The organism is Micromonospora sp. NPDC057141, from assembly GCF_042670805.1.
GTDB lineage: Bacteria > Actinomycetota > Actinomycetes > Mycobacteriales > Micromonosporaceae > Micromonospora.
In genome coordinates, this window is sequence record NZ_JBHUVA010000005.1 from 73,694 (window position 1) to 86,858 (window position 13,165).

Annotated in this window: 10 protein-coding genes; all 10 read right to left on the bottom strand. The window is 75.2% G+C overall.

What is annotated here, in order from left to right; translation table 11 throughout:
- Positions 1-16 precede the first annotated feature (16 nt).
- Entirely contained in the window at positions 17-2,413 is a 2,397-nt protein-coding gene (locus ACFT41_RS05850; RefSeq protein ID WP_377586946.1) for a putative bifunctional diguanylate cyclase/phosphodiesterase, read from the bottom strand.
- A 190-nt stretch (positions 2,414-2,603) separates the two neighbouring features.
- Positions 2,604-4,739 (bottom strand): NAD-dependent DNA ligase LigA, encoded by a 2,136-nt coding sequence (gene ligA / locus ACFT41_RS05855; RefSeq protein WP_377586945.1) that lies wholly within the window; start codon positions 4,737-4,739, stop codon positions 2,604-2,606.
- Between the two features lie 551 nt (positions 4,740-5,290).
- Positions 5,291-6,304 (bottom strand): ADP-ribosylglycohydrolase family protein, encoded by a 1,014-nt coding sequence (locus ACFT41_RS05860; protein ID WP_377586944.1) that lies wholly within the window; start codon positions 6,302-6,304, stop codon positions 5,291-5,293.
- A 76-nt stretch (positions 6,305-6,380) separates the two neighbouring features.
- Positions 6,381-7,385 carry a methionine synthase gene (locus tag ACFT41_RS05865; RefSeq protein ID WP_377586943.1) on the bottom strand — a complete coding sequence of 335 codons (1,005 nt, stop codon included), beginning with the start codon at positions 7,383-7,385 and terminating at the stop codon, positions 6,381-6,383.
- Positions 7,382-8,467, bottom strand: a complete 1,086-nt coding sequence (mnmA, locus tag ACFT41_RS05870) for a tRNA 2-thiouridine(34) synthase MnmA (protein WP_377586942.1) — start codon at positions 8,465-8,467, stop codon at positions 7,382-7,384. Before mnmA ends, ACFT41_RS05865 begins: the two co-directional genes overlap by 4 nt.
- 82 nt (positions 8,468-8,549) lie before the next feature.
- The gene (locus ACFT41_RS05875) at positions 8,550-9,725 is read right to left on the bottom strand and encodes a cysteine desulfurase family protein (RefSeq protein WP_377586941.1); all 1,176 of its coding nucleotides are present in this window, start codon (positions 9,723-9,725) and stop codon (positions 8,550-8,552) included.
- A gap of 272 nt (positions 9,726-9,997) precedes the next feature.
- Entirely contained in the window at positions 9,998-10,957 is a 960-nt protein-coding gene (locus ACFT41_RS05880; protein ID WP_377613757.1) for an electron transfer flavoprotein subunit alpha/FixB family protein, read from the bottom strand.
- Positions 10,958-10,968: 11 nt separating this feature from the next.
- Positions 10,969-11,748 (bottom strand): electron transfer flavoprotein subunit beta/FixA family protein, encoded by a 780-nt coding sequence (locus ACFT41_RS05885; protein ID WP_377589273.1) that lies wholly within the window; start codon positions 11,746-11,748, stop codon positions 10,969-10,971.
- Between the two features lie 199 nt (positions 11,749-11,947).
- Entirely contained in the window at positions 11,948-12,361 is a 414-nt protein-coding gene (locus tag ACFT41_RS05890) for a hypothetical protein (protein ID WP_377589272.1), read from the bottom strand.
- Positions 12,358-13,155, bottom strand: coding sequence for a GNAT family N-acetyltransferase (locus ACFT41_RS05895; protein ID WP_377589271.1), 798 nt, complete (start codon positions 13,153-13,155; stop codon positions 12,358-12,360). The genes ACFT41_RS05890 and ACFT41_RS05895 overlap by 4 nt, the downstream gene beginning before the upstream one ends.
- Positions 13,156-13,165 lie beyond the last annotated feature (10 nt).

The following is a 13,165-nucleotide window of genomic DNA, read 5'->3' on the forward strand; positions in this document are numbered from 1 at the left end:
GGGCGCGGCGGCGGGGTCAGCGGGCCTGCGGGGGGCGGCTCTCCGCCTCGCGGGCGGCCGGCCGCAGCGGCCGGTAGCGGGCGAGCCAGGCGGTCAGCTCCCCGGCGGGCATGGGCCGGGCATAGAACCAGCCCTGTGCCACGTCGCAGCCGGCGTCGTGCAGCAGCCGCCACGTCCGCTCGTCCTCCACGCCCTCGGCGACGACCCGCAGGCCGAGCGCCGCGGCCAGCTCGATCATCGACCGGACGATCGCGGCGTCGTCGGCGTCCTCGGCCATCCCGAGTACGAACGACCGGTCCACCTTGACCTCCGACAGCGGCAGCCGGCGCAGATGTTGCATGGAGGAGTAGCCGGTGCCGAAGTCGTCCAGGGCGATGGCCACGCCGATGGCGTGCAGCCGCGAGATGGTGGCCAGCACCCGGCGGGGGTCGGCCATCAGCGCACCCTCGGTGATCTCCAGTTGCAGCCGGTCGGGCCGCACCCCGTAACGGGTGAGCCGGTCGGCGATCTGGTCGGCGATCTCGCCGGTGTGCAGGTCCCGGACGCTGACGTTGAGCGCGGCCCGCAGCGTGATCCCGGCCGCTGACCACTTCGCCAACTGCTCCACCACGTCGTCGACGACCCGGCGGGTGAGCAGCCGCATCACGGCGCTCTGCTCGGCGACCCGGATCAGCTCCTCCGGGTCGACCATGCCCCGGCGCGGGTGCCGCCAGCGCAGCAGCGCCTCCACGCCCACCACCTCACCGGTGGCGATGGCGACCTGGGGCTGGTAGTACATGGTGATCCGCCCGGCGCCGTCCGCGCCGTGCGCCGGCTCGACCTGAGGCACCGGCCCCGCCCCGTCCGCTCCGTCCGGCTCGGCGGCGGCCTCGGCGGCCCGCCGGCGGATCGGGTCGGCGGCGGTGACGATCCGGTTGATCAGGTCGTCGGGGTGGCTCGGCTCCGCGCGTTGCCGGTGCCGGCGGGCCCGCCACCGACCCGGTCCGCCGGGCGCCGGCCGTCCCGCGTCGGCCGGGCCGCCCGCCGGCGGAGGGAGGGCCGCCGGCAACGCGGCACCGTCCCCACCGCGCGCCCCGACCGGCGCGTCGCGCTCCGCCGACCCGGCCGGCCCCGCCTCGAGTACGCGCCGCAGGTCGGCCAGGAGCCCGAGGCGCTCGGCGGAGTTGTGGTCGGACTCGGCGGCGTACACGGCGACGGTGTCGTTGCGGTGCTTGGCGTCGTACATGGCCACGTCGGCGTGGCGCATCAGGGTGGCGAAGTCCTCGCCGTGCTCGGGATACACGGCGATGCCGATGGAGCCGCCGACGTCCAGCGGCAGCCCGTCCAGCGGCACCGGCTCGGCGAGCGCGGCGACCAGCCGCTCGGCCGTCGCGCGGGCGGCGTCCACGCCGGTGAGCCCGGTGCTGACGATGGCGAACTCGTCCCCGCCGAGGCGGGCGAGCAGGTCCCGCTCCCCCACCGCGCCGGCCAGCCGGGCGCTGACCTCGATCAGCAGCCGGTCGCCGACGGCGTGGCCGAGCGCGTCGTTGACGTTCTTGAACCGGTCCAGGTCGATCAGCAGCAGCGCGAGGTGGGCGTCCGGTTCGTTGCGGGCGGACCGCTCGGCGTGCAGATGGACCTGCTCGGCGACCTCGGCCAGCAGCGCCTTGCGGTTGGGCAGGCCGGTGAGCGGGTCGAGCGCGCCGAGCTGTTCGGACTCGGCGGCGAGCCGGGCCATCCGGTATACCGCGAACAGGGGCACCAGCACCAGCGGGATCAGCGCGGCGCTGGCCCGGGCGGCGGCCACCAGCACCGGGGCGAGCAGCAGCAGCGACCCGGTGGAGAGCAGCTCGTATCCCAGGCCGGACCGCACGCCGGGCCACCAGCGGTCTGCGAAGCGCAGCCGGATGGCGGTGCTGACCAGGCCGTAGTTGACCGCGAACCAGACGGCGGTCGCCCCGCCCACCGCCAGCACGTCGACCGCGCGCAGCCGCCCGCCGTCGAAGATGCCACCCGGCCCCAGCCCGGTGACCGCCGAGGCGGCGGCGAGGGCGCAGGCGTACTGGGCGGCGTTGAAGCCGGACCGCCACGCGGCGTGCCCCATCCGCCAGCCGGAGACGACCACCGCCACGGTCTGCACGGCCACGGCGGGGCCCAGCCCCCAGCCGAGCAGGATGGCGAAGGTGAAGCAGGTGGACGGGAAGACCGCCGACGACTGCCGCCGCCCGGACGGCACGAACGGCCGCGCGTCGCAGACGATGGCGAGCGCCGCCATCGTCCAGAACGCCGCCGGCAGCTCGGCGAGCCGGCCCGCCAGCGCGGCCAGCGGCCCGGCGGAGAGCAGCACCGCCAGCGCGGCTACGGCGGCGACGAAGCCGAAGAAGGGCGTCACCCGCCCCGGTGGGACGGAGTTTCGCGGATCGGCGGCCTCCATCGCACCTCCCGAGCAGCGGCCACGGCGGGCCCTGCGCCCGCCGTGCCACCATGAAACGCCCTGGGTGCTGCTTTTCCGCGATGACAGCCACGAATCGGTCGTAGTCGTAACTAACTTGGTATACGCGGCCAGGTCCGGTCAAGGTGTACCAGCGCCCGCCCGTCGCGGGCCCGCCGCGCTCCCGCCCGGGTCACTCGCCGACCCGGGCCACCTCCCGGGCCGCGTCCGGGCCCTGGTCGAGCAGGACCCGGAAGCCGTCCTCGTCGAGCACCGGCACCTTCAGGGTGGCCGCCTTGTCGGCCTTGGAGCCCGGGTTGTCGCCCACCACCACGAAGCCGGTCTTCTTGGAGACCGAGCCGGTGACCTTGCCGCCCCGGACCTGGATCGCCTCGGCCGCCTGGTCGCGGGAGAACCCGCTCAGGGTGCCGGTCACCACGACCGTGAGCCCCTCCAGCGGGCGCGGCCCCTCGTCGCCGGCCTCCTCGGCCATCCGTACGCCCGCCTCGGCCCACTTGCGGACCACCTCGCGGTGCCAGTCCACCGTGAACCACTCGACGATGCTGGCCGCGATCGTCGGGCCGACGCCGTCGACCGAGGAGAGCTCCTCCTCGCCGGCCGCCTGGATCGCCGCCATCGACCGGAAGTGCCGGGCGAGGGCCTGGGCGGCGGTCGGGCCGACGTGCCGGATGGAGAGCCCGACCAGCACCCGCCACAGGTCGCGTTCCCGGGCCACGGCGAGGTTGTCGAGGAGCTTGGCGGCGTTGCTGCCGAGGCTGCCGTCCTTGTTGACGAAGAACGGCGACTGGGCCAACCGCTGCGCGTCGAGGCCGAACAGGTCGCCCTCGTCGGCGATGACCTGCGCGTCGAGCAGCGCCGCCGCGCCCTTGTAGCCGAGCACCTCGATGTCGAACGCGCCCCGGCCGGCCAGGTGGAAGACCCGCTCGCGCAGCTGCGCGGGGCAGCTGCGGCTGTTGGGGCAGCGGATGTCGACGTCCGCCTCCTTCTCCGGCCGCAGCGGGGTGTCGCAGGCCGGGCAGGTGGTCGGCATGACGAACGCGCGGGCGTCGGCGGGGCGCAGGTCGACCACCGGACCGAGCACCTCGGGGATCACGTCGCCCGCCTTGCGGATCACCACCGTGTCGCCGATCAGCACCCCCTTGCGCTCCACCTCGTGCGCGTTGTGCAGGGTGGCCTGGGCCACCGTGGACCCGGCGACCAGGACCGGCTCCAGGATGGCGTACGGGGTGACCCGGCCGGTGCGCCCGACGTTGACGGCGATGTCGAGCAGCTTGGTGTTGACCTCCTCCGGCGGGTATTTGAAGGCGATCGCCCAGCGCGGGGCCCGGCTGGTCGAGCCGAGCCGGCCCTGGATGGAGACCGGGTCCACCTTGACCACCACGCCGTCGATCTCGTGCTCGACGTCGTGCCGGTGCTCGGCGTAGTACGCGATGAACCCGGCGACGCCGGCCAGGTCGGGCACGACCCGCCAGCGGTCGCTGGTCGGCAGCCCCCACGCGCGCAGCGCCGCGTACGACTCGGACTGGGCGGTCGGGGTGTAGCCGCGCCGGGCGCCGATGCCGTGCACCACCAGCCGCAGCGGCCGGGACGCGGTGATCCGGGGGTCCTTCTGCCGCAGGCTGCCCGCGGCGGCGTTGCGCGGGTTCGCGAAGGGTGCCTTGCCCTGCTCGACCAGGCTCGCGTTGAGGTCGGCGAAGCCGGCGATCGGGAAGTAGATCTCGCCGCGCACCTCCACGAACTCGGGCACGTCGGGAAACTCGTCGGACGGCGTCAGCCGGGCCGGCACGTCGCGAATGCTGCGGACGTTGGCCGTGACGTCCTCGCCGGTGCGCCCGTCGCCACGGGTGGCGGCCCGGACCAGCCGGCCCTTCTCGTAGGTGAGGTTGATAGCCAGCCCGTCGACCTTGAGCTCGCAGAGGTAGGGCACCGGGCCGCCCGCGTCCCGCTCCACCCGCTCGGCCCAGGCCGCCAGCTCCTCGTCGGCGAACGCGTTGTCGAGGGAGAGCATCCGCTCGGCGTGGGTGACCGGCGTGAAGTCGGTGGAGAAGGTGCCACCCACCCGCTGGGTCGGCGAGTCGGGGGTGCGCAGCGCGGGGAACTCGGCCTCCAGGGCCTCCAGCTCGCGCAGCTGCCGGTCGAAGTCGGCGTCGGAGACGGTGGGGGCGTCCAGCACGTAGTAGCGGTACTGGTGTTCGGTCAGCTCCTGGCTGAGGGTGGCGTGCCGCTCCCGCGCCCCGGGGGTCGGTTCGGGGCCCGCCGCCGCCTCCTGCGCCGGGCTCACCTGCTGTGGAACGGCTTCCTCGGACATGCTGCCGGCTTCGGACACCGCATCGACCTCCCTGTTCACGCTACCCCCGCACCGTATCGGGACGGTGGGACAATCCGCGGCCTGCCCGCCCTTTCCCCTGCTGCTTCCCCGCCGCCCCGGCCTTCGCGCGCCGCGGCTGGTCCCCGGCTGGGTCCCACTGCTGCCGGCCCCTACGCAGCTGCCCCGTTCGTGCGCCCGGAGCCCGGCAGGGCATGCCGAGCCGAGCCGGGTGAGCCGGCCCCCAGCCCGGTGAGCTGACACGGCGTGCCCGGCCGAGTGGGCCGGCCTGCGCGAGCCGGCCCCCGTCGCGGCCCCGGTGAGCCGATCCACACCGCACGCGTCGCCACGCCCACCGCGGGCCGGCACCGCACACTATGCCGAAGACGCCTTCCAACCGGGCCAGCCCGCTGGCGGTAGCGCAAACGGGGCAGCTCCGTAGGGCGCGCATCAGCCTGTCTGCCCCGCGCCCCACCCCCGCGCACGTGAGCGGGGCGGCAACGGCCGGGACGGGCCGGCAGCCAGGGAGCCGGCAGTCGGGGGCCGGCCGAGGATCAGTCGAGGGGGGCGGCGAGGGCGGCGAGCTGGTCGGCGTACTCGATGCGGGTGGCCCAGTCGGCCGGCCAGGCCGGCAGGCCGTGCGCCGCGCCGACGAAGGCGCCGGCCAGGGCCGCGATGGAGTCCGAGTCGCCGGCGGTGGTCGCGCCTCGCGCCAGCGCGCCGACCGGGTCGTCGGCGTGCCACAGCGCGCAGAGCAGCGCGGTCGCCAGCGCCTCCTCGGCCACCCACCCCTCGCCGGTACGCCGGCACGGGTCGTCGCCGTCGTCCGGGCGGGTCAGGGTGGTGGTCAGGCGGCCCAGGGCGCCCAGGCACTCGTCCCAGCCGCGGGCGATGAACTCCTGCGGCGAGTCGACGCCGGGGCGCTGCCACAGGTCGCCGAGCCAGTCCGACCGGTAGACCCGGCGCTGCTCCCGGGCCCGGTCGGTGAGCAGCGCCGGCAGCTCGGCCAGCGCCGCGCCGTCGCGCAGCAGGCGGACCGCGTAGGCCGTCAGCTCGCTCGCCGCCAGCCCGGTGGGATGGCCGTGGGTCAGGCCCGCCTGGAGCTGGGCGAGACCGGCCAGGGTGTCCAGGTCGACGGCGAGCAGCCCGACCGGGGTGACCCGCATGTTGGCCCCGCAGCCCTTCGAGCCGGCCACGGTGGCCTCCTGCCAGCGCACCCCCCGGGACAGCTCGCCGCAGGCCCGCAGGCAGGTCATCCCGGGCGCACGGTTGTTGTCCGGGCTGACCGCCCAGGCCAGGAAACGCTCCCGCAGCAGCGGCTCGACCGCCGTGGGGGTGAACGCCGGCGCGTCGTGCAGCGCCCAGCCCACCGCGAGCGCCATCTGGGTGTCGTCGGTGACCAGCGCCGGGTCGCCCTCCAGCTCGCGGGGGCCGGACGGGCCGTACCGGCGGTGGATCTCGGCGACGGTCAGGAACTCGGTCGGGCGGCCCAGTGCGTCACCGTAGGCCAGGCCGAGGAGCGAGCCGGAGGCCCGCCGGAGCGAGGAGTCGATCACCCATGTGATCATGCCCCGCCCCGGCGATCCCCGCCATGCGACAGGGGCACCCGGCAGTGCGCGGGCAGGCGGGTCGGTCCCTGGAACCTCAGTCCTCGGCGAGTCGCCGGCCGGCGTCCCGGCACGCCGCGAGCACCGCCCGCACGTGCTGCGGGGTGGCCCCGGCCAGGCCGCAGGCCGGGGTGACCACCACCTGTTCGGGCAGCCGGCGGCGGGGAAAGCCGAGGCGGTCCCAGAGCTGACGTACCCGATCGGCGACCTGGGCGGAGGTCGGCGCGCGACCGCCCGGCGGCGGGGTGGCCGGCGCGGCGCCGGCCAGCAGCCCGAGCCCGGCGTCGATCGCCTCGCCGAGCGGGTCCAGGTCCTTGACCAGGCCGAGGTCCAGCGCGATCCCCGCCGCGCCGGTGGAACGGATCAGCTCCAGCGGAACCTCCGGCGCGCAGCAGTGCACCACGACAGGCACCCCGACGGCCTCGACCACCGTGCGCAGCAGGGCCGCCGCGTCGGGCTGCGGCACCGGCCGGTACGTGCCGAAGCCGCTCTCGGTGGGCACCCGCCCGGCCAGCACGGTCGGCAGGGACGGCTCGTCGAGCTGGAGCAGCACCGAGGCCCGGGGCAGCCGGCGGGCGACCGCCGCGACGTGGGCGCGCAGCCCTTCGGCGAGGGAGCCGGTGAGGTCGCGCACCGCGCCCGGGTCGCGCAGCATCCGGCCGCCGATCGGCAGGTCGAGGCCGGCGGCCAGGGTGTACGGGCCGGCGGCCTGCACCTTGACCGGGCCGGCGTACGCCTCGGCCTGCTCGGCGAGCTGGTCGAGGTCACGTTCCATCAGATCCCGGGCCCGGCGCAGGTCCCGCCCCGGGCGGGGGGCGACCCGCCAGCGGGCCGCGTACAGCTCGACGGGCAGCTCGACCAGCAGGCCGGCGGTGCGGCCGATCAGGTCCGCGCCGGGGCCGCGCGCCGGCAGCTCGGGCAGGTGGGGCAGGGCGGGCAGCTCCCCGAGGACGATCCGCTGCGCCTCTGCGATGTCGGTGCCGGGCAGCGAGCCGATGCCGGTCGCCGCGCCGACGGGCCAGGGCCACGCACTAGCTGTCACGGGCGAAGGGTACCGGCGATGGTGGCCGAGCCGAGCACCACGTCGCCGGCCGGGTCCGGCCGGTATGCCACGACGGCCTGGCCGGCGGCGACCCCGCGCACCGGGCGGCGCAGCTCGGCGCGCAGCGTGTCGCCGGCCAGCTCGACGGTGGCCGGGACCACGTCGCCGTGGGCGCGCAGCTGCACCTCGCACTCGATCGACCCGGCCGGTCGCTCGCCGCCCGTCCACACGGGACGCTCGGCGCGCACCGTGGAGACCTCCAGCGCCTCGGCCGGCCCGACGGTGACGGTGTTGGTCTTCGGGGTGATGGAGAGCACGTAGCGGGGGCGGCCGTCGGGGGCGGGCCGGTCCAGGTGCAGGCCGCGGCGCTGCCCCACCGTGTACGCGTACGCGCCGGTGTGGCTGCCGACGACCGCGCCGGTGAGGGCGTCGACCACCTCGCCCGGCGCCTCGCCGAGCCGGCCGGCGAGGAAGCCCCGGGTGTCGCCGTCGGCGATGAAGCAGATGTCGTGCGAGTCGGGCTTGTCTGCCACGGCGAGGCCGCGCCGGGCCGCCTCCTCGCGGACCTGGGCCTTGGTCGAGTCGCCGAGCGGGAAGACCGACCGGTCGAGCTGGGCGCGGGTCAGCACCGCGAGCACGTACGACTGGTCCTTGGCCGCGTCGACGCTGCGGCGCAGCAGCCCGTCGGGGCCGAGCCGCGCGTGGTGGCCGGTGACCACCGCGTCGAAGCCCAGCGCCACGGCCCGGTCCAGCACCGCCGCGAACTTGATCTTCTCGTTGCAGCGCAGGCAGGGGTTGGGGGTGCGGCCGGCCGCGTACTCGGCGACGAAGTCGTCGACCACGTCGGCGTGGAACCGGTCGGCCATGTCCCACACGTAGAACGGGATGCCGAGCACGTCGGCGGCGCGGCGGGCGTCCCGGGCGTCCTCCAGCGTGCAGCACCCGCGCGCCCCGCTGCGGTACGTCTGCGGGTTGCGGGCCAGCGCCAGGTGCACGCCGGTGACGTCGTGCCCGGCCTCCACGGCCCGCGCCGCCGCCACGGCGGAGTCGACCCCGCCGGACATGGCCGCCAACACCCTCACCGCGTCACGCTCCCTTCCCCTGCCCCGAGCCTACCGGCCCCCGCCCGCCGGCCCGGGGCAGCGGGGTCGCCGCAGGGCGCGGTCAGCGGGGGGTGCGCAGGGCGGCGGCGCGGCGGGCCCGCTCCACCGCCGCCGGCAGGGCCGCCACGAGCGCGTCGACGTCGGCCTGGTCGCTGGTGTGGCCGAGGGTGAAGCGCAGCGAGGAGCGGGCCCGGTCGTCGTCGGCGCCCATCGCGATCAGCACGTGGGAGGGCTGGGCCACCCCGGCCGAGCAGGCCGAGCCGGTGGAGCAGGCGATGCCCTGGGCGTCGAGCAGCAGCAGCAGCGCGTCGCCCTCGCAGCCGGGGAAGGAGAAGTGCGCGTTGCCGGGGAGCCGGTCGTCGGGGTCGCCGTTGAAGACCACCTCGGGCACGGCGTGCCGGACCCGCCGCACGAGGTCGTCGCGGAGGGCGGCGACGCGGGCCGCGTACTTCTGCTGGCCCTTGACCGCCGCCTCGACGGCGACCGCGAAGGCGACGATGCCGGCGGTGTCGAGGGTGCCGGAGCGCACGTCGCGTTCCTGGCCGCCGCCGTGCAGCAGCGGGGTGGCCGCGACGTCCCGGGCGAGCAGCAGCGCGCCCACCCCCGCCGGGCCGCCGAGCTTGTGCCCGGTGACCGTCAGCGCGGAGACGCCGCTGGCGGCGAAGTCGACCGGCACCTGGCCGACCGCCTGGATCGCGTCGGTGTGGAACGGCACCCCGTGCTCGGCGGCGACCGCGGCCAGCGCGGTCACCGGCTGGAGGGTGCCGACCTCGTTGTTGGCCCACATCGCGGTGACCACGGCGACGGCGTCGCCGTGCCCGGCCAGCTCGGCGCGCAGCGTCTCCGGGTCGAGCCGACCGGCGGCGTCCACCGGCAGCCAACCCACCTCGGCGCCCTCGTGGCCGGTCAGCCAGTCGACCGCGTCGAGGACGGCGTGGTGCTCGACGGCGCTGGAGACCACCCGGCGGCGGGCCGGGGAGTCGACCCGGCGGGCCCAGAAGATGCCCTTGACCGCGAGGTTGTCGCTCTCCGTCCCGCCACCGGTGAAGATCACCTCGGAGGGGCGGGCCCTCAGCGCGGCGGCCACCCGCTCGCGGGACTCCTCCACCAGACGGCGGGCGCGCCGGCCCGCCGCGTGCAGTGACGACGCGTTGCCGACCTCGCGAGCGGCGGCCACGTACGCCTCCAGTGCCTCGTCGAGCATCGGAGTCGTCGCCGCGTGATCCAGGTATGCCATCGCCGGTCAGCCTACTGACCGGGGTCGCGCCGGCCGGAGGCCGGAGGTCGCCCGGGTGTTCACCGACGGCCAACTGCACGTGGCGAATCTCCCGGCGGTCCCGGGGGACGCGCTGCTACCGTTGCCGCCGAGCAGTACGACGACAAGCCCGCCCGCTCCGGCGACAGCCTGCTCAGGGGCACCCTGACGGGCTGATCGGCGGGCCGGATCAGCTCCCCGGCCCGCCGATCAGCTCCCCTCGGCGTTGCGCCCGGGTCGCCCCGGGGCGCGGCTCACTTACGCTTGCGGATCTCCTCGGCAGCCTGCGGCACGACCTTGAACAGGTCGCCCACCACCCCGAAGTCGGCCAGCTCGAAGATCGGGGCCTCGCCGTCCTTGTTCACGGCGACGATGGTCTTCGAGGTCTGCATGCCGGCCCGGTGCTGGATCGCCCCGGAGATGCCCAGCGCCACGTAGAGCTGCGGGGAAACCGTCTTGCCGGTCTGCCCCACCTGGAACTGGTGCGGGTAGAAGCCGGAGTCGACGGCCGCGCGGGACGCGCCGACGGCCCCGCCGAGCAGGTCGGCCAGCTCCTCGACCAGCTTGAAGTTGTCGGCGTTGCCGACACCGCGACCGCCGGAGACGACCACGGACGCCTCGGTCAGCTCGGGACGGGAGCCCTTCTGCTCGGCGACCCGGTCGACGACCTTCGCCAGCTTGTCGGCCTCACCCACGGTCACGGTGAGCTGCTCGACGGCGGGCGTGGCGGCGGCCGGGGTCGGGGTGAGCGAGTTCGGCCGCACGGTGACCAGCGGCAGGCCCCGGGTGACCTTGGACTTGACGATGGTCGAGCCGGCGAACGCGACCTGCGTGGCGGTGCCGTCGGTGGCGAGGGCGACCACGTCGGTCAGGATGCCGTTGTCCAGCTTGACGGCCAGCCGGGCGGCGATCTCCTTGCCCTCCTGGGCGGAGGCGAGCAGCACGGCGGCCGGCTGCACCCGCTTGACCAGCTCGGCCAGCACGGTGGCCTTCGGGGCCACCAGGTAGCCGTCGATCTCCTCGCTCTCGGCGGCGTAGATCTTCTCCGCGCCGTACTCGCCCAGCTTCGCGCTCAGCGCCTCGGCCGCGCCGGGGCCGCCGAGCACGACGGCGCTGGGCGTGCCCAGCTCGCGGGCGAGGGTGAGCATCTCCAGGGTGACCTTCTTGACGCCGAACTCGCGGGTGGCTTCGACGACGACGAGAACCTCAGACATGTCCGGACCCCTCACACGAACTTCTCGGTGGCGAGGAACTCGACCAGCTGCGCGCCGCCGGTGCCCTCGTCGGTGACCTTCGCGCCGCCGGAGCGCGGCGGGCGCTTGCTGTGCTCCAGCACGGCGCTGGTCGCGCCGTCGAGGCCCACCTCGGCCGGGGCGACCCCGAGGTCGGCCAGGGAGAGGGTCCGCACCGGCTTCTTCTTGGCGGCCATGATGCCCTTGAACGACGGGTAGCGCGGCTCGTTGATGGTGTCCCACACCGAGACCACGGCCGGGGTCGAGGCGGTGACCACCTCGTAGCCCTCCTCGGTCTGCCGCTCCACGGTCAGGGTGGACCCGTCGACGGTGAGCTTGCGCGCGCCGGTCAGCGCGGCGACGCCGAGGCGCTCGGCGATCATGTGCGGCATGACCTGGACCCGGCCGTCGGTCGACTCGGCGCCGCAGATCACCAGGTCGGCGGCGAGTTGGCCGAGGGCGGCGGCGAGCACCTTCGAGGTGGCCACGGCGCAGGACCCGTGCAGGGCGTCGTCGACGACGTGCACGGCGGCGTCCGGCCCCATGGACAGCGCCTTGCGGATCGACTCGGTCGCCCGGTCCGGACCCATGGTCAGGACGGTCACCTCGCCGCCGTGCGCCTCCTTGATCTTCAACGCCTCCTCGATGGCGTACTCGTCCATCTCGTTGATGACGTTGCTCGCCGAGCCGCGGTCGACGGTGTTGTCGTCAGGACGCAGGTTGCGGTCCGCGCCCGAGTCGGGCACCTGCTTGACGAGTACGACGATGTTCATCGCGCTTCGACGACCCCTCCTGTTGGTGTGGCGATCGCTCGCCAGGTCACGGGCGCAGCCTCCCGCGTGACTTAACGATCGGTCAACCGCGGGCTGCTGTGCACTTGCCCACGAGCCAATGTTACCCACAAGTAGCATCGGCTCCCGGAGGCCCCAGGGTGACACAGCTCACCGCGCACCCCGACCCCGGGGCGCGGGCTCAGGCGGGCTCGGCCAGCGCGCCCCGGATCCGGTCGATCACTGCGGCCTCGGCCGGCGTCACCCCCCGGTGCGCCCTTGCCACCCGGTCGGCGGCGGCCAGCACCAGCGACCGGTACGCCGCCACGTCCCCCGGCGACTTCGCACGCAGGATCTCCACCGCCCGGCGCAGCGCCGGCAGCACCACCGACTCGACCTCCAGGGCCGAGTCCCGGGGCAGATTCGGCAGCGGACCCGTAGTCAGCGCCTCCTTCACCGGGCCGCTCGCCCCCGCCATCACCCCGGACGCGGCGAAGCTCTCCCGCAGCATCGCGAACATGCCCGGGTCGGCGTTCGACACCAGGAAGACCGCGCCGAACGCGCCCGTCTTCAGGGTGAGTCGTTCCTCGTCCGTCAGCGGCTGCTCCATGGTCACGGAGTGTAAACGTAGGGCGTGGTGGTGGTGATCGGGACGAGACCCAACCGCTCCAGGATCGGCCGGCTGTCCTCGGAGGCGTCCACCTGGAGCAGGGTCCGGCCCCGCTGGGCGGCCAGCCGCGCCCGGTAGCCGACCAGCGCCCGGTAGACGCCCCGACGACGCCACTGCTCCAGCGTCGAGCCGCCCCACAGCGTCGCGAAGCCGGTGCCCGCGACATAGCGCACCCAGCCGGCACTGACCACGGTCTCCCCCGCCTCGGCGACCACCACCGTGATCGACTGCGGATCGGCGGCGATCTCCTTCTCCAGCCCGTCGGCGAGGTGGCCCCGGCTGTCGCCCCAGACCTCCTCCTCCATGGCCACGATCCGGTCCAGGTCGGCGCGGGCGGTGACCTCACGCAGGCGTACCCCGTCGGGGAGCACCGGGAGCGTCGCCGCCAGCGGCGCGACCGGGCCGATCACGACGGTCTCCCGCTCCTCCGGCACGAACCCGGCGGCCCGCAGCCGGTCCGGCAGGTCGGCGGGCTCGTCGTGGCCGTGCAGCTTCCACTCCACCGACTCGCCCCGGGCCCGGAAGAACTCCACCTGGCGGGCGATCAGCTCGTCCAGCGCCGCTCCGGTCAGGCCGCCCAGGTCGCGGTAGCCGAGGAAACCCCCATGGTCCAGGCCGAGGATGCGCACCAGCGGCCCGTCCCGCTCCACGGTCGCCCCGGCCGGCAGCGGGTCCGGCACCCACGCCTTGAGCTGGTTGTCGTAGGCCTCGCGCAGCGTCATCACGTCAAGATCAGTCACCCGGCCAATC

Bases quoted from the DNA above. Each gene is read 5' to 3' on its own strand.
- ACFT41_RS05850 (WP_377586946.1), bottom strand. From the start codon at position 2,413: ATGGAGGCCGCCGATCCGCGAAACTCCGTCCCACCGGGGCGGGTGACG.
- ACFT41_RS05880 (WP_377613757.1), bottom strand. From the start codon at position 10,957: ATGTCTGAGGTTCTCGTCGTCGTCGAAGCCACCCGCGAGTTCGGCGTC.
- ACFT41_RS05885 (WP_377589273.1), bottom strand. From the start codon at position 11,748: ATGAACATCGTCGTACTCGTCAAGCAGGTGCCCGACTCGGGCGCGGAC.
- ACFT41_RS05875 (WP_377586941.1), bottom strand. From the start codon at position 9,725: ATGGCATACCTGGATCACGCGGCGACGACTCCGATGCTCGACGAGGCA.
- ACFT41_RS05860 (WP_377586944.1), bottom strand. From the start codon at position 6,304: ATGATCACATGGGTGATCGACTCCTCGCTCCGGCGGGCCTCCGGCTCG.
- ligA (WP_377586945.1), bottom strand. From the start codon at position 4,739: ATGTCCGAGGAAGCCGTTCCACAGCAGGTGAGCCCGGCGCAGGAGGCG.